Genomic DNA, 16,228 nt, shown 5'->3' with positions numbered 1-16,228 from the left:
ATTGCACAGGGCGCTGGGAGCATAATCGGGGTTCCCCCCTTTTCAAGGTGCTTCTGGCGTGACAAGAGCCTGGAATTTCAGTGCGGGCCCGGCTGCGTTGCCGGAACCGGTCCTGCGGCGTGCCCAGGCGGAGCTGCTCGAGTGGAATGGCTCGGGTGCCTCCGTGATGGAACTGTCCCACCGGGGCAAGCGTTTCATGGAGCTGGCGGCCGAGGCCGAAGCCAGCCTGCGCCGACTGCTGGGCGTGCCGTCCGGCTACAAGGTGCTCTTTCTCCAGGGCGGGGCCACGCAACAGTTCGCCCTGGTGCCGATGAACCTCGCCGGCCCCGGCGATCATGCCGACTACATCGTCACCGGGCACTGGGGCGAAAAGGCCGTGCGTGAAGCGGCGCCCTATATCGATGCACGCATCGCGGCCACGTCGGAATCCGATCATTATCTGAAGCTGCCTGCCCGCGACACGTGGCGCCTGAGCCCGGGTGCTTCCTACGTTCACTACACAACGAACGAGACGATCCACGGCGTCGAATTCCACGACATCCCTGACGTTGGCGATGTGCCGCTGGTGGCGGACATGTCGTCGAACATCCTCAGCGAACCCCTGGATGTCTCGCGTTTCGGGCTCATCTACGCCGGCGCGCAGAAGAACATCGGACCTTCGGGCTTCGTGGTGATGATCGTGCGCGACGACCTGCTCGCACGCGCAGGCCGGCCGATGGCGAAGATCTTCCGTTACGCCGAGCATGCGGCAAACGATTCCATGCTCAACACGCCCAATACCTGGGGCTGGTATCTCGCGAAGCTCACCTTCGACTGGCTGGAAGAGCAGGGTGGTCTTGCCGCGATGGGCGAACACAACGCACGCAAGGCAACGACGCTCTACGACGCCATCGACGGCTCGGGCGGTTTCTACCGCAGTCCGGTGGAGGTGTCCGCTCGCTCGCGGATGAACGTGCCCTTCACCCTGCACGACAGCGCGCTCGATGCGGCATTTCTCGCCGAATCGGAGAAGGCGGGGCTGCTGGCGCTCAAGGGGCACAAGGCCGTGGGCGGCATGCGCGCATCGATCTACAACGCCGTGCCACAGGAGGCCGTGGACGTCCTCGTGAAATTTATGCGGGACTTTGCAACGCGGCACGGTTAAAGTCGGAAGTCGCCGCAATGCAGCATGCCTGCGGCGACAATTCCCTTTCAATTGCAACCATTTAGCCGCCCGGACGTCCATGAGCAAGACCCCTGCCGACAAACAAGCCACGCTCGTCGAAGCGCGCCAGCGCATCGACAGCATCGACCAGCAACTGCAATCGCTCATCAGCGAGCGCGCCCAGTGGGCGCAGCAGGTCGGCCGGGCCAAGGGCCCGTTGAAGGCGGCGGTGGACTATTACCGACCCGAACGCGAAGCCCAGGTCCTGCGCGGCGTGATCGACCGCAACGACGGCCCGCTGCCCGATGGCGAGCTTGTGCGCCTGTTCCGCGAGATCATGTCGTCGTGCCTCTCGCAGCAGCAGCCGCTGAAGATCGGCTTCCTGGGGCCCGAGGGCACCTTCAGCGAGCAGGCCGTGCGCAAGCACTTCGGCCATGCCGCCTACGGACTGCCGCTGGGCAGCATCGAGGAAGTCTTCCAGGAAGTGGCTGCCGGCAATGCCGACTTCGGCGTGGTGCCGGTGGAGAACTCCGGCCAGGGCATGATCCAGATGACCCTGGACATGTTCCTCGTATCCAAGGCCACCATCTGCGGCGAAGTGGAGCTACGCGTTCACCAGAACCTGCTCTCGCTTAACGGCGAGCTGAAGGATGTGAAGCGCATCTACTCGCACCCGCAGTCGTTGCAGCAGTGCCAGGGCTGGCTGCGCGTGAACCTGCCCAACGCCGAGCGCATCGCGGTATCCAGCAACGCCGAGGCCGCGCGCACCGCGCGCCTCTCGCCGGATTCCGCCGCCATTGCCGGTGAAACGGCCGGGCGCGTGTACGGCCTGAAGACGGTGGCAGGCCCCATCGAGGATCGCTCGGACAACACCACGCGATTCCTCGTGATCGGCCGCTCCATCTTCCCGGCCTCCGGCAACGACCGCACCTCGCTGCTCGTCGCCGTGAAGGACAAGCCGGGCGCGCTCTACGACGTGCTCAGCCCGCTGGCAAAGCACGGCGTCAGCATGAATCGCATCGAATCGCGCCCGGCGCATACGGGCAAGTGGCAGTACGCGTTCTTCATCGACGTTTCCGGTCATGTGGACGATGCCGCCGTGCAGGCCGCGCTTGAGGAAATGAAACCCTCGGCCGCCGATGTGCGTGTGCTCGGTTCCTACCCGGTCGCCTTGCCGTGACCGCCGGGTTCGACGCAGCGACGCTCGCCAACCGGGCGACGTCGGCACTTCGCGCCTATGATCCCGGTCACGACCTGCCCACGCTCCGTGCGCGCTTCGGCGACGTATTGTCGGAGCTGGGCTCCAACGAAAATCCGCTGGGCCCCAGCAAGCTCGCCATGCGCGCGGCCACGCGCGTGCTCGACGACATCTTCCGTTATCCCGATCCGCTGGGTGCGTCGCTCAAGCATCGCATCGGCGACGAACTGGGCGTGCCGGTGTCCGGCATCACGCTCGGCAACGGTTCGCACGAACTGCTGATGCTGCTGGCGCAGTGCTTTGCCGATGCCGAACATCCGGTGGTGCATTCGCAGTACAGCTTCGCGGTGTTTCCCATCGCCGCTGCGGCCGCTGGTGCGCGCGGCATCGTGGTGCCGGCCTTGCCGGTGGATCATCCCGAGGCGCCTTACGGGCACGATCTGGATGCCATGGCAAAGGCGGTCACGCCCGATACGCGGCTGGTCTACCTCGCCAACCCGAATAACCCCACCGGCACCTGGTTTACCGATGCCGCGCTCGAACGCTTCCTTGCACAAGTGCCATCGAGCACGCTCGTGGTGGTAGACGAGGCCTATAACGAATACGTGGATGCACCGGGCCTCAGCACCGCGCTGCATCTGCTGGGCCGTTACCCGAACCTGATCGTCACCCGCACGTTCTCCAAGGCCTATGCCCTGGCAGGGCTGCGCGTGGGTTACATGCTCAGCCATCCGTCGGTGGCGGCGGTGTGCGAGCGCCTGCGCGAATCCTTCAACGTGAACGGCGTGGCCCTGGCCGCGGCCGAGGCTGCGCTGGGCGATCACGAACACCGTGCACGCGTGCGTGACACCAACCGTCGCGATCGCGAATGGCTGGCCGGAGAACTCACGGCGCGCGGCATGCGCGTGTTTCCGTCGCAGACCAATTTTCTCCTGGTGGACGTCGGCCGCGATGCCGCCGAGCTGGAATCCCACCTGTTCGGCACCGGCGTGATCGTGCGCCCCATGGTCGGCTACCGCCTGCTCACCACGGTGCGCATCAGCATCGGCAGCCGCTCGGAACTGCAACGCCTGCTGGAGAACCTGCCGTGAGCCGTATCGACTGGACCAGCCACCAGGGTGGCCCGCTGCGCGGCGAGATCACCGTGCCCGGCGACAAGTCGGTATCGCATCGCTCGCTGATGTTCGGCGCGCTGGCAGAAGGCACGTCGCATATCCGAGGCTTCCTCGAAGGCGAGGATACCCGTGCCACGGCAGCCATCCTCGGCAAGCTCGGCGTGCGTTTCGAGACGCCGGCACCCGGCGAGCGCATCGTGCACGGCGTGGGCCTGCATGGTCTGCGCGGCACGGCGGACACGCTCGACTGCGGCAACGCAGGCACCGGCATGCGCCTGCTCGCCGGCCTGCTTGCAGGTCAGGCGTTCGACTCGACCCTGGTGGGCGACGAATCGCTTTCGCGTCGTCCGATGCGCCGCGTCACCGATCCGCTCGGTGAGATGGGCGCGCAGATCGACACGAACGACGGCAAGCCGCCGCTGCATATCCACGGCGGGCGTAAGCTCAAGGGCATCACGTACCACCCGCCGGTGGCCAGCGCGCAGATCAAGTCCGCGTTGCTGCTGGCCGGCCTGTATGCCGATGGCACCACCGAAGTCATCGAGCCGCATCCCACCCGCGACTACACCGAGAGCATGCTCAAGGCGTTCGGCTGGCCCATCGAATACTCGCCGGGCAAGGCGAAGCTCGAAGGTGGTCATACGCTGCGGGCGGTGGATGTCGACGTGCCGGCGGATTTCTCGTCTGCGGCGTTCTTCATCGTGGCCGCCTGCATCGTGCCGGGCTCCGAGCTGCGCCTGAAGGCCGTGGGCCTGAATCCGCGACGCACGGGCCTGTTGGCCGCGCTGGAGCTGATGGGTGCCGATATCACGGTAGAAAACGAGCGCACCAGCGGTGGTGAGGATATTGCCGACCTGGTGGTGCGTTATCGCCGGCTGCATGGCGTGGCCCTGCCGCTCGACATCGTGCCCGACATGATCGACGAGTTCCCCGCGCTGTTCGTTGCCGCTGCGGCGGCCGAAGGCATGACCACGATCCGTGGCGCGGCCGAGTTGCGCGTGAAGGAATCCGACCGCATCGCCAGCATGGCGAACGGCCTGAAGGCGTGTGGCGTGCTTATCGATGAACTGCCCGATGGCGCGATGATCCGTGGTGGCCAGATCCACGGCGGCACCATCGACAGCCATGGCGATCACCGCATCGCGATGAGCTTCGCCATCGCCGGCCTGCTGGCCTCCGGCCCCGTCGTCATCGGCGACTGCGCCAATGTGGCGACGTCGTTCCCGGGGTTCATGGAGCTGGCCAATGGTGTGGGGTTCAACCTCGGGCCAGTCCGGTAAGTTTTCGTATTTCCGGTCGCGCGCGAGGCGCGCTCCTACAGGGCAGCTCTCCCATGTCCACGACATCCTTGTAGGAGCGCGCCTCGCGCGCGACCGGGAACGCGGTACCCATCCCCACCTTGCACCCGCCCCCCATTCGCGACACGCTTCCGCATCCCCCTTACGGAAGCCGACATGGCCGCCAAGCTCCCTCCCTTCGTCGTCGTCGTACCCGCACGCTTCGGCTCCACGCGGCTGCCCGGCAAGCCGATGCTGAAGATCGGCGGGGTGTCGATGATCCGCCGCGTGGCCGAGCGGGCAGGGCAGGCGGGTGCGGCACAGGTGGTGGTGGCGACCGACGACATGCGCGTGGCCGGCGAATTGCGTGGCTGCGGCGACATCCTCGTCTGCATGACCCGCGAAGACCACGCCTCCGGCACCGACCGCATCGCCGAAGTGGCCACCCACTACGGCTGGCCCGAAGACACCATCGTGGTGAACCTCCAGGGTGACGAACCCTTCGCCCCGGCCGCCGGCATCCGCGCCGTGGTGGCGGCACTGGCGGGCGATGACGCCCCCATGGCCACCCTGGCCACCCCCATCGACCACGCCGACGAACTGTTCGACCCCAATATCGTCAAGGTCGTACGCGCCGCCAACGGCCGTGCCCTGTACTTCACCCGCGCTCCCTCGCCCTGGGCCCGCGACGCCTTCGCCCGCGACCGCACCTCGCTGCCCGCCGACGTCCCCTTCCTGCGCCATATCGGCATCTATGCCTACCGCGCCGGCTTCCTGCGTCGCCTCGCGGCCCTGCCGCGCACCCCGCTGGAACAGGCCGAGTCGCTGGAGCAGTTGCGTGCCATGGAACATGGCTACGCCATCTCGGTCCAGCCCACGCCCGAGCCGTTCCCGCCGGGCATCGACACCGCCGAGGATCTGGATCGCGCCGAGCGCTGGCTGGCTTCCTCAGGCGGCGTGTAGGAATTCCCGTACACGGCAACGGGCCGAAGACCCACCCCCTTTCATGGCTTCACCCGAATGCCCTACCCGGGGCAAGCCCGTAATCTATCCCTGTCGCCACAGTCACCCCCTAAGGACGGCGACACTCCCACGGAAGGTCCACGCCGGCATGGCCACCCCATGCCGGCGTTTTCGTCTGCGGTCATCGTCGACGCGGTAAAATGCCCCCATGGAGCACACCGAGTCGCACCCGTTCGACGGCAAGGCCTTCGTCCGCCACCTCACCACCTCGCCCGGCGTCTATCGCTATTTCGACGCGGAGGGCGAGCTGCTGTACGTGGGCAAAGCGGCGAACCTGAAGAAGCGGGTCAGCAACTACTTCCTGAAGCCCCCCATGGATCCGCGCATCGCCTCGATGGTGTCGCAGATCGATCGTGCGGAAGTCACGCTGACGCGCACGGCAGGCGAAGCCCTGCTGCTGGAATCCCAGCTCATCAAGTCGCTGAAGCCGCGATACAACATCGTGCTTCGCGACGACAAGAGTTATCCGTATATCTACCTGTCCGGTAACGAGTCCTACCCGCGCCTGGCTTTTCATCGTGGCGCCAAGACCGGCCCGGGCCGCTATTTCGGGCCGTATCCCAGCACCTTCGCCGTGCGCGAGAGTCTCGGCCTCATGCAGAAGCTGTTCAAGGTGCGCCAGTGCGAAGACAGCTACTTCCGCAATCGCTCGCGCCCCTGCCTGCAACACCAGATCGGTCGTTGCAGTGCGCCCTGCGTGCAGCTGATCGAGGTGGATGACTACCGCAACGATGTGCGCCACGCCGAGATGTTCCTCGAGGGGCGCAGCAGTGCCGTCATCGACGAGCTGGCGTTGTCGATGGAGCAGGCCAGCGCCACACTGAACTTCGAGCGCGCCGCGTCGCTGCGCGACCAGGTGGCGGCGCTGCGTCGCATCCAGGCCCAGCACTTCGTGCAGGGCGCCAGCGCCGACATGGACGTGATCGCCTGCTGCATGGACGGCGGCATGGCCTGCGTCAGCGTGCTGTTCTTCCGCAACGGCGTGAGCCTGGGATCGCGCGACTTCTTCCCGCGCCTGCCCACCGATGCCTCGGTATCCGACGTCATGGAGCAATTCCTCGCCCAGTATTACCTGGAGCGCCAGGTGCCGCGCGAGCTGGTGCTTAGCGATGCGGTGGAAGACGATGACGTGCTGGCCTCCGTGCTGTCCGAGCATGCGGGTCACATCGTTGCATTGAAAACGAATGTGCGCGGTGAGCGCGCCCGCTTTCTTGAAATGGCCCAGCGCAACGCCAGCGCGGCACTCACGTCGCGTCTGGCCAGCCGTCACACCTTGCTCACCCGTTTCGATGACCTGCAGAAAGTGCTCGAACTCGACGCGGCGCCGCGCCGTATCGAATGCTTCGACATCAGCCATACCCGTGGCGAAGCCACCGTGGCCTCGTGTGTGGTGTTCGGCCCCGAAGGCCCCGAGAAGTCGCACTACCGCCGCTTCAATATCGCGGGCATTACGCCGGGCGACGATTACGCCGCCATGCATCAGGCCCTCACCCGACGCTTCAAGAAGGTGGTGGAGGGTGGTGCGAAGCCCGACATCCTGCTGATCGACGGTGGCACGGGCCAGGTGGGGCAGGCCGTGGACGTCCTGCGCGAGCTGGGCGTGGAGGGTATCCGCGTAGTGGGCGTGGCCAAGGGGCCGGGCCGTCGCGCGGGCGAAGAGACCCTGGTACTGGCCGAGAGCGGACGCACGCTGCACCCGGGCACCTCCTCGCCGGCCCTGCACCTGGTGGCCGCGGTACGTGACGAAGCGCACCGTTTCGCGATCAGCGGCCATCGCCGTCGTCGTGAGGCGGCTCGCGAGCGGAGTACCCTTGAAGACGTGGCAGGCGTGGGCGCACGGCGCCGTGCGGCCCTGCTGAAGGCCTTCGGCGGGCTGGCGGGCGTGGAAGCCGCGGGCGTCGAGGAATTGATGAGCGTGAAGGGTATTGATCGCGGTCTCGCAGAACGCATCTATGCCATGCTTCATCCCTGAATGTACGAGGCGGCTGGATGGCTGCCCGGAAGACCGGCTCACCTATGCGAATCAACCTGCCTACCTGGCTGACCCTTTTCCGAGTGCTGCTGCTGCCGGTGATGGTCGTCGTGTTCTACCTGCCGTTTCGCGGCGCCAACCTGGGCGCGGCCATCGTCTTCGTCCTGGCGGGCGTCACCGACTGGCTAGACGGCTATCTGGCCCGAAAGCTGAACATGACCTCGGCCTTCGGTGCCTTTCTCGATCCGGTGGCCGACAAGCTGATGGTCGCCATCACCCTGTTCCTCCTGGTGCAGTCCCACCCCGGTGGCTGGCAGGGCATCCTGCTGGCGGTGACGGCGGCGGTGATCGTGGGGCGTGAGATCAGCGTCTCGGCACTGCGTGAGTGGATGGCCGAGATCGGCGCCCGCTCCAAGGTGAAGGTGGCCTTCCTGGGCAAGCTGAAAACCGCGATGCAGATGGTGGCCCTGGTGGTCCTGCTGCTCCAGCACGACGCCGAAACCCTGCGGCTGTACCACATCGGCGAAGCCCTGCTGGTGATCGCAGGCATCCTCACCATATGGTCGGGCGTGGACTACCTGCGGGCCGCATGGCCGGCACTACGCGGTGATGACGTCGACGTAAAGAAAACGGAAAAAAATCCGGTGCAAAGTAGTTGACACATTGTCGAACTCATCTAGAATAGCTGGACCACGACGCGGGAATAGCTCAGTTGGTAGAGCACGACCTTGCCAAGGTCGGGGTCGCGAGTTCGAGTCTCGTTTCCCGCTCCAGATTTCCACAAAGCCTCGGCAAACCCGAGGTTTTGTTTTTTAAGCGCTATCGGATACTCTCCGCGTGCGCAAGCGATGGCCGGGTGGCAGAGTGGTCATGCAGCGGACTGCAAATCCGCGTACGCCGGTTCGATTCCGACCTCGGCCTCCATCGCATTCCAAGGCGCATCCGCAACAGCGGTGCGCCTTTTTTCTTTCCGCCCGGATGGCGAAATCGGTAGACGCAAGGGACTTAAAATCCCTCATCCGCAAGGGTATGTGGGTTCGAGTCCCACTCCGGGCATGTTGTCCTCCAACGGGTTTAGCGGATCGCAACGATCCTGGCTTCTCTTGCCCGTAAAAATCACCGTAAAAATCGCTCATCTTCGGACGTGTTCACAACCGGCACGGCGAAGTCGCGAACGTCGAGCAAGCGCAGCGGTCAGCCTTTATGGAATTCGATTGTTCCGCCGTAACCGTGCCCCGCGAACTTCACCGCATAGACCGCTCCAGGCAGAAGCCAATCCACGGCCTCGCTGGCCGTTGTCGGTGTCCAGGTTCCATGGCAGCCGTGGCGCCCAACCTTCTTCTCGTATCCGTCTCTCGTCCGACGTACTTCCAGTCCACCGTCTGCGTCCGGGAGGGGTATGCCAAGCACATCGTTGACGGCCAGATGGCTGAGGATGGTGGCGAGCTGGATTGCTTCCCTTCTCTCCGTAAAGCAGAACGTGCAGGAAATTGAGAGTCCTGTGTCACGTACAGTTGAATACTTGATCGACGGAATAACTGGCGGACATTGCTTCATGATCGGGCGGTCCATCGATTCGTGTGATCTCCGTGCATGGCTACCCAGCACTGTCCGGTAATCAGCACCCCGTAAATCAGCGCTATCGGCATACCTTGGTCGATCTTTAGTGGCCGGCCCTCAGTATCCGTGACGGGCCGGTGCTTGACACTCAGGATGACCGCGGCCTGCTCATCTACTATTTACATAGTTGACTTGCGCCTTCTGGGCAGGTAATAACTATGCTCATAGTAAGAACGGGCCGGAGACATGAAAATCTCATTGACCGATCGCGAAGCCGACATCATGCAGGTGCTCTGGGACCAGGGCCCATGCCTTGTCGCCGAAGTCCGTGAGCGTCTGGGAGATGACCTCGCGTACACCACGGTCCTGACGGTACTGCGTGTCCTGGAGAGCAAAGGCTACGTAGGACACCAGGAAGAGGGGCGGGGGCACCGCTATTTCGCCAGCGTGAAGCAGAAGGCGGCGCGGCGAAACGCGATTCAGCACCTGACGGACAAGCTGTTCAAAGGCTCGGCAGAGTTGCTTTTCTCGCACATGGTGTCGGAGCAGAAACTCAGCGCGGAGCAGATCCAGCGCATGCGCCGGCTTCTGGCCGAACGTTCCGGCGAGGATGAATCCTGATGATTGCCTGGATGTTGTATGCCGCTTTGGTGGCCCTGGCACTGACCACGGCAGCATTCATGGCAGAACGGGCCGCCAAGGGCAGGGGAGTACCGACGAGGTGGCCATGGGTGGTGTCGATGCTTGGATCGCTGGTGGTGCCCATAGTGATCGCCTGCGCATCGATACAGCTTCCCGGCAGCGCCGCCGGCGACAGGACGACGGCAGCGCTGGTATTGAGTGATACCACGTCCATTCGAACTCCCTTGACGCAGATCCACCTCGACGACGTCCCTGTATATGGGTGGTCCATCAGTGCCGATGCTGTCGCTATCGGCCTATGGCTGTCGGCATCGGCAATCATGCTGCTGACGCTCTCGTTAGGCGTAGCCTGGGTATCGCGTCGCAAGCGCGGCTGGGTTCACGGCATGGTACATGGCGAGCGTGTGTGCATTGCACCCGACACAGGTCCAGCCGTTGTCGGCTTGATCCATCCGCAGATCGTCGTGCCCAAGTGGCTTCTCCAGATGAGCCCGGAGCAACAGGGCTACGCGCTGACTCACGAACGCTCACATCTGCAAGCCCGTGACCCGTATGTCATCGCCGTTGCCTTGGTGCTACTGGTACTGATGCCGTGGAACGGGCTGTTGTGGTGGCAGTTTCACAGGCTGCGTCGTGCCATCGAGATGGACTGCGATGCACGGGTGCTTCAGGGCGGATGTGACGTTGCCGGCTATTGTGAAACACTTCTCTACGTCGGCCAGCAGAAGTCGAGGCATATCCCCCTGCTTCCCGCGATGAGCGACTCTGTGACGTTTCTTGAATCTCGTATGCGCCAGATGCTGCGCAAGCAAGGCAAGTGGGCGCGCGGATCGGCTGCGATCTTCCTATGTCTTTCGATCAGCATGGCGGTGGTTGCGGCACAGCTTACTCCGCCCGATGCGAGTCGTTCAGGCATGCGGTTGTCGGTGACGTCGAGCCCGGACACGTCGGATCGCTATACTGGTTTCTATCAGATCAGTGCTATTTCACTTATCGAAGTAACAAGGACCGCCAATGGCCTATCGGTCAGCATAAGTGGCCAGATGGCCGCGCCGAAGCCATTTCAACTCGTTCGCGCTGGCGGTGACCAGTTCGCGGTGCAAGGCAGCGATGCGCTGGCCGTGCGTTTTGTGATGGACGCCTCCGGGCACGCCATGCGCTTGATCGCCACCCAGGGAGGTCGCGCCATACTTGATCGGCCTCGCATCGACGAGGTAACCGCACAACGGATCCATCGTGCACTCGCCGCTCGCATCAAGGCACAAAAGCCCTTTGCTGGTAGCGAGAAAGCGTTGCGCCTGCTTCTGAGCGACCCCGACAGTGGCGTCGGTATGAGCCCTGAACTCGCCTGGCAGCGTCAGCAGCAGAAAGAATCGCGCGAAAAATACCTCGCCGCCATCGGACCAGTTCAGTCCTACGCGTTCACCGGTGTCAACGAGTTTGGTTCCGATACCTATCGGGTCAAACGCAAGAACGGCGATGAAACCATCATGCTGGTGGTCGATGAGGACGGCACCCTGGCGAATGCCGTCCGGTACTCGCCCATGGCTTCTCCGCCTGATTCCTGAGGCTTAACCCCATTGCGCAGTTGACGCTGGCGACCACGTCGTGGCCGGACAGGTATTCCTGCGCCCTGTTTGACCACCGGGAGTGATGAAATGATCTTTACAGCATTACGCAAGGTCGCGGGATTCGGCCTGGTCGTGGCCATGTGCAGTGCCGGTGCTTCGTTGCCTGTTCGTGCCGAAAAGCCCAATCCTGGCGTCTATACGGGCAAGTTGCACGGTGCCCTCTACCGCATCGATATCCCAGCCAACTGGAACGGCGATCTTGTCATGCTCATGCATGGCTATCAGCCCGTGGGAGCTCCTGTGTCGTCACCGATGACGGCGGCGGATACGACCCCTGTATTCCTCAACAAAGGGTTCGCTGTTGCCCAGAGCCAGTTTTCATCGCAGGGGTGGGCGGTGGGCGATGCCATTGCCGACAATGAGCGGCTCCGCCAGTACTTTGTCCGAACCTATGTCCAGCCCAACCACACGTATATCTATGGCTTTTCGCTGGGTGGTCTGGCTGTAGCTGCAAGCATCGAGCGTTATCCCCATGCGTATACCGGCGCCATGATCACCTGCGGATTAACGGTGTCTACACCGGACTTCCTGGCCCGGGGCATAGTGACACCTCTGGTGGCATTTGATGCGTTGATACCGGGCGTCATTCCCGACCTGGCGGCGGCCGATTCTCCGCCGGCGATTGCACCCGACGTGATTGCCGAGGCGCTGGAGGCGCACCCGAAGGAGGCCGCCATACTGGCAAAGCGTCTGGAAGAGAGGCCGGAGACGTTGCCGACGTTGGCCCTGTATTACATGGGTCTTCGTGAAATTGAAAAACGTGCGGGCGGCATGCCTGTCGATAATCGGAAGGAGAGGTACGAGGGCTTTGGTGACGACGTTTCGTTCAACCAGAAGGTACATCGCTATAGCGCCTCGCCGGAAGCAATCGCCTATGCCAGGCGCAATGTCACCCTGACGGGGCATATCGAAGTTCCGCTCGTGATGCAGTGGAATACGTTCGACCAGACTATTCCAGCCAGATTCCATGATGTGTACCCGAAGCAGGTCAGGGCGGCGGGAAACGGTAAGTGGCTTACCGTGCTCGATCCGACAGGGGATGGTCACTGTGATTTTACCGACGATCAGGCGTCTAAGGCATTTGATGCCTTGGTGCGAAAGGCAGGTGCTGACTAGCCATGGTTTACAACCAGCGGGCTTCGCCCAGGCCATCAAGAGACAATCGGTCAGCTTCTGCGACAGGGTGAAGGCCATGTTGCCGTGAGTGGTGCTTCCCTGCCTGAAGGTGCTCAAATCCAGCAGGTAGGGGAATGCTTCGCAATGCGATGGCATTTACCATGAAAGATCAGGATCCTCGCTTCTTCTCGGCAACCATGCCGGTATCCAGGCATATATTCGGCGGCGGACGGCGATAGCGTCTACAGGGAGCTTCCCTGGGGGTACGTCAGTCATGAGATGCCTGGGACCATTGATATGGCTGCCAGTCTTGCCGAGACTGTTCTTCGTATGACTTGCGTGCATTGCGGGGCACATAGCCTGCATTTAAGGCGATGCCCACTGTGGGGTGCCCGTACACCAGTCATCGATGCACGGTCTCAATCGCGCCTGGGCGACCGGATCTCGTCAATGCGCCGGCTGGATGACGATGATCGTCATGCCAGCCAGGGCGATGGCTGCGCCAACCATGTCCCATGCCGTGAGCCGCACGCCTTCGACGAGAGCAAGCCACGCCAGTGCCACGGCGATGTAGATGCCGCCGTACGCTGCATAGGTGCGTCCGGCAGCCGTAGGGTGCAGGGTCAGCAGCCATGCGAATGCCGCGAGGGAGAGTGCTGCCGAAATAAGAAGCCATAGTGGCTTCGATTGGCGAAGCACCAGCCAGGGCAGGTAGCAGCCCACGATCTCCGCCAGGGCGGTCAGGACGAAAAGGACGACACGCCAGGAGAATTCAGCCATGGGCTCAGGAAGCAGGTAGCGACGAGAGCGCCGATTCTAGCGTGCGTTTGTAGGAGCGCGCCTTGCGCGCGACCGGGAATAACGGCACAACCGGTCGCGCGCAAGGCGCGTTCCTACAAAAATATTTCGTTTCCCGGCAACTGAATTGCGAACTTCTATCAGCATTCTTCCTCGCTTTATCTTGCGTATCGCATCTGGACGACCCAGCGTATGGATGCGTTCCGGGATATGGCGTGGGCATCGTCTTGCGGGCGTGGGCTCCTTCCATTAATGTGAGCCCATGCACCCGTCGAATGCCCCTTTCATTATTGGCGCTGTCCCTTAAACGGCGGGGTAGCCATCGACTGGAAAAAAGTCACGAAAACCCGCCCGGATGGCGGGTTTTTGCTTTCCGGGCACCACACGGAGAACCTGGAAATGTATACGTCGACAAAAGGCGATGCCGCAGTAGAGCAGAACACAGCGATTCTCCACATGGTGTGCGGAAAAATCGCAGCCGGAAAATCGACCTTGACCGCGCGCCTGGCCGGCGAGGTGAGGCATGTGGCGATCAGCGAAGACGTGTGGCTATCCCGGCTTTATCCCGATGACATCCGGTCGATCGATGATTACATCCGCTGCTCAACGCGTTTGAAGGATGCCATGGCAGAGCACGTGACAAGGATGCTGGCGTCGGGCATCTGCGTTGTGCTCGATTTTCCGTTCAATACGGTGGCCTCGCGTGCATGGGGACGTAATATTGCGTCGCAGGCTGGCTGCGGGCACCGGCTTCACTATCTGGACGTGAGCGACGCGGTGTGTCTTGCCCGGCTACATGCACGCAATGCCCGAGCTGAGCACCCGTTCCAGGCTACGGAAGCGGAGTTTGCGCAGATCACGCAGTACTTTGTCGCGCCTGTGGCGGAAGAAGGGCTTCATGTCGTGGTCTATGACGATGAGGGGCAACGTCGGGTACCACCTGTCGTTTCGGCCTGATCGTTATCCGGGATTACGATGTCTGTCGTAGGCGGGCGATGAGGAAGGATTCGTCCGCGAGGTTTTCGATGATGACGGCCAGATTATCGTTTTGCTGAATGCGATGAGGCGATGCGCCCGGCCTACCTATGTACAAGGCCTGCCCAATATCTGAATATGCGGCATCTCACTGCCAGGATGGGCTATGCGAATCTTCTTCAGTCTTGCGGTCATGACGGTCGCGCTTTCCGGTTGCGCCACGACGGGGCACAGCTATGCAGACGACAGGCCGCCTATCGGTGTGCAGAAACCGCAGCCCGTGTGTTCCTCCGGGCCTGGTGGAAAGACGGCCGCCTGCGCATCGACGATGCTTTTGAACTCGGCGTTGCCGAAGCAGTAAGTTCATCTATTCCTGACTCAGGTGCGATCGCGCCCCCTTCCCGCGCATCACGCAGGACGTCGCGGGGGAGAAAATCGACCTGCTTCTCGATACGGGTCTACGGCTCATCCTGCCATCCGCGTCCCTTATGTACAGATCGGCACATGGCGTACAGGACCCGTATGGTTCACTGAGCGCGCTGACGACCGCTTTCTCGGCAAAGGCATGTCGTCCTTCATGGACAGCGAGGTCTATGGCGCCGCCGGTGGCAATATCTTCGCGCCGTTCCGCATGACGGTCGATTATGCCCATCGGAAGGCATGGTTCGCCTGTGTGAAGGGCTGTACGGCAGCGCCCTAGCGCCGTACAGCTGCCGGGCATTCGCGACGCCGTATCTCGACGGCCGGCACGGTCCCACGTACGATCCTCACGCCTTGTTTCCGGTGGCGTGACGTAACGTCATGCCCTATGGTCGCGAAGGCGCAGGCCTCACATCGGGGCCTGCGCCGTTCGGCGGACGCTCGTTTGGCTACTACCTGGACCCGATGCCCTTGAGGAACGATGTGATCGTGAAGCCCGTGGCGGCGCGCAACCTGCACGGCCAGGTGGTCCAGGAACTGGGTCAGATGATCGTCAGCGGCAAGCTGGCGCCGGGCGAGGGGCTGCCTCGCGAAGAAGTGCTGGCCGAACAGCTCAAGGTCAGCCGCACCGCGCTGCGCGAGGCGATGAAGGTGCTCGTGACCAAGGGCCTCATCGAATCCCGGCAGCGTACGGGCGCCCGCGTGCGCGAGGCCGTGCACTGGAACCAGCTCGACGCCGACGTGCTTGCCTGGCGCTGCGCCCTGATGCCGACGGACAGCTTCGTGGAGAAGCTGGTGGAGATGCGCGAGTTGATCGAGCCCGCCGCCGCCGCCTCGGCGGCCAGGCGGCGCACGACGGAACAACTGGCTGACCTGAAGACCGCGTACGAGGCCATGGCCTCCTCCGAAGACCTGGACAGCTGGGCGGAGGCCGACCTGGCCTTTCATGAAACCCTGCTGCGTTGTACGAACAACGAGCTGATGGTGTCGCTGTTCTCGGTGATCGAAACGGCGCTGGGCACGTTCTTCCTGCTATCGGCCCGCAATTCCGAGAACTTCAAGCTGGCGCTGCCGCATCACGAAAAGGTCTACGAAGCGGTGCGCAAGCGTCAGCCCGACGTGGCACGCCAGGCGATGCTGCGGATGGTAGGCGAGTCACGCGACAACATCCGCCGCCAGGGCCGCAAACTAAAATCGGCCTGAGCCGTTGTAGGAGCGCGCCTTGCGCGCGACCGGACAGGCCACAGTCACCCCGGTCGCCGACCCCGCCGGCATCCTACAGATGCTGCGCCGCAGCTTGCGGCCCACTGCTAATAAAATACTACAATTAACCCAGCAGCGACCTCACGGCCGCGAC

The 16,228-nt window shown here is 63.0% G+C and carries 15 protein-coding genes and 3 tRNA genes; 16 read left to right on the top strand and 2 right to left on the bottom strand.

Annotated features, from left to right (window positions below; genetic code table 11):
- Positions 1-58 precede the first annotated feature (58 nt).
- The 10 genes from serC (at position 59) to KR767_RS00640 (ending at position 8,785) form a co-directional block, all read left to right on the top strand.
- Positions 59-1,144 (top strand): 3-phosphoserine/phosphohydroxythreonine transaminase, encoded by a 1,086-nt coding sequence (serC, locus tag KR767_RS00685; RefSeq protein ID WP_250877784.1) that lies wholly within the window; start codon positions 59-61, stop codon positions 1,142-1,144.
- 79 nt (positions 1,145-1,223) lie between these two features.
- A complete protein-coding gene (pheA, locus tag KR767_RS00680) occupies positions 1,224-2,324 on the top strand; it encodes a prephenate dehydratase (protein ID WP_250877783.1) in 1,101 nt (366 codons plus the stop codon).
- The gene (hisC, locus tag KR767_RS00675; protein ID WP_250877782.1) at positions 2,321-3,433 is read left to right on the top strand and encodes a histidinol-phosphate transaminase; all 1,113 of its coding nucleotides are present in this window, start codon (positions 2,321-2,323) and stop codon (positions 3,431-3,433) included. Before pheA ends, hisC begins: the two co-directional genes overlap by 4 nt.
- Positions 3,430-4,737: a 3-phosphoshikimate 1-carboxyvinyltransferase gene (aroA, locus tag KR767_RS00670; protein WP_250877781.1), complete on the top strand. Its 1,308-nt coding sequence runs from the start codon at positions 3,430-3,432 to the stop codon at positions 4,735-4,737. Before hisC ends, aroA begins: the two co-directional genes overlap by 4 nt.
- A gap of 174 nt (positions 4,738-4,911) precedes the next feature.
- A complete protein-coding gene (kdsB, locus tag KR767_RS00665; RefSeq protein ID WP_250877780.1) occupies positions 4,912-5,697 on the top strand; it encodes a 3-deoxy-manno-octulosonate cytidylyltransferase in 786 nt (261 codons plus the stop codon).
- 208 nt (positions 5,698-5,905) lie between these two features.
- On the top strand, positions 5,906-7,729 hold the full coding sequence (gene uvrC, locus KR767_RS00660; RefSeq protein WP_250877779.1) for an excinuclease ABC subunit UvrC: 1,824 nt from the start codon (positions 5,906-5,908) through the stop codon (positions 7,727-7,729).
- Positions 7,730-7,773: 44 nt separating this feature from the next.
- Positions 7,774-8,388, top strand: a complete 615-nt coding sequence (gene pgsA / locus KR767_RS00655) for a CDP-diacylglycerol--glycerol-3-phosphate 3-phosphatidyltransferase (protein WP_166947223.1) — start codon at positions 7,774-7,776, stop codon at positions 8,386-8,388.
- A 38-nt stretch (positions 8,389-8,426) separates the two neighbouring features.
- Positions 8,427-8,502 (top strand) — tRNA-Gly (locus tag KR767_RS00650).
- Between the two features lie 77 nt (positions 8,503-8,579).
- Positions 8,580-8,653, top strand: a tRNA-Cys gene (locus KR767_RS00645).
- Between the two features lie 48 nt (positions 8,654-8,701).
- Positions 8,702-8,785 (top strand) — tRNA-Leu (locus tag KR767_RS00640).
- Between the two features lie 138 nt (positions 8,786-8,923).
- Here the strand turns inward: KR767_RS00640 and KR767_RS00635 are convergent.
- Positions 8,924-9,301, bottom strand: coding sequence for a hypothetical protein (locus KR767_RS00635; protein ID WP_250877778.1), 378 nt, complete (start codon positions 9,299-9,301; stop codon positions 8,924-8,926).
- Positions 9,302-9,547: 246 nt separating this feature from the next.
- Between KR767_RS00635 and KR767_RS00630 the strand changes: the two genes are divergently transcribed.
- The 3 genes from KR767_RS00630 to KR767_RS00620 all read left to right on the top strand — a co-directional run bounded on the left by KR767_RS00630 (position 9,548) and on the right by KR767_RS00620 (position 12,678).
- On the top strand, positions 9,548-9,910 hold the full coding sequence (locus KR767_RS00630) for a BlaI/MecI/CopY family transcriptional regulator (protein ID WP_243853107.1): 363 nt from the start codon (positions 9,548-9,550) through the stop codon (positions 9,908-9,910).
- The gene (locus tag KR767_RS00625; RefSeq protein WP_250877777.1) at positions 9,910-11,499 is read left to right on the top strand and encodes a M56 family metallopeptidase; all 1,590 of its coding nucleotides are present in this window, start codon (positions 9,910-9,912) and stop codon (positions 11,497-11,499) included. Before KR767_RS00630 ends, KR767_RS00625 begins: the two co-directional genes overlap by 1 nt.
- A 90-nt stretch (positions 11,500-11,589) precedes the next feature.
- On the top strand, positions 11,590-12,678 hold the full coding sequence (locus tag KR767_RS00620) for an alpha/beta hydrolase family protein (RefSeq protein ID WP_250877776.1): 1,089 nt from the start codon (positions 11,590-11,592) through the stop codon (positions 12,676-12,678).
- A 447-nt stretch (positions 12,679-13,125) separates the two neighbouring features.
- Here the strand turns inward: KR767_RS00620 and KR767_RS00615 are convergent, their stop codons facing one another.
- Entirely contained in the window at positions 13,126-13,458 is a 333-nt protein-coding gene (locus KR767_RS00615; RefSeq protein WP_250877775.1) for a YnfA family protein, read from the bottom strand.
- A 417-nt stretch (positions 13,459-13,875) separates the two neighbouring features.
- Between KR767_RS00615 and KR767_RS00610 the strand changes: the two genes are divergently transcribed.
- From KR767_RS00610 to KR767_RS00605, 3 genes are all read left to right on the top strand, one after another.
- Positions 13,876-14,433, top strand: coding sequence for a P-loop nucleotide/nucleoside kinase family protein (locus tag KR767_RS00610; RefSeq protein ID WP_250877774.1), 558 nt, complete (start codon positions 13,876-13,878; stop codon positions 14,431-14,433).
- 583 nt (positions 14,434-15,016) lie between these two features.
- Positions 15,017-15,151, top strand: a complete 135-nt coding sequence (locus tag KR767_RS21295) for a hypothetical protein (protein WP_279588134.1) — start codon at positions 15,017-15,019, stop codon at positions 15,149-15,151.
- Positions 15,152-15,252: 101 nt separating this feature from the next.
- Complete coding sequence (locus KR767_RS00605; protein ID WP_243853105.1) at positions 15,253-16,074, top strand: FadR/GntR family transcriptional regulator; 822 nt, start codon at positions 15,253-15,255, stop codon at positions 16,072-16,074.
- Positions 16,075-16,228 lie beyond the last annotated feature (154 nt).

Source organism: Luteibacter anthropi (genome assembly GCF_023699965.1).
Taxonomy (GTDB): Bacteria; Pseudomonadota; Gammaproteobacteria; order Xanthomonadales; family Rhodanobacteraceae; genus Luteibacter; species Luteibacter anthropi.
The sequence above is the reverse complement of the archived record's forward strand: the minus strand, read 5'-3'. Positions and strand labels throughout refer to the sequence as shown.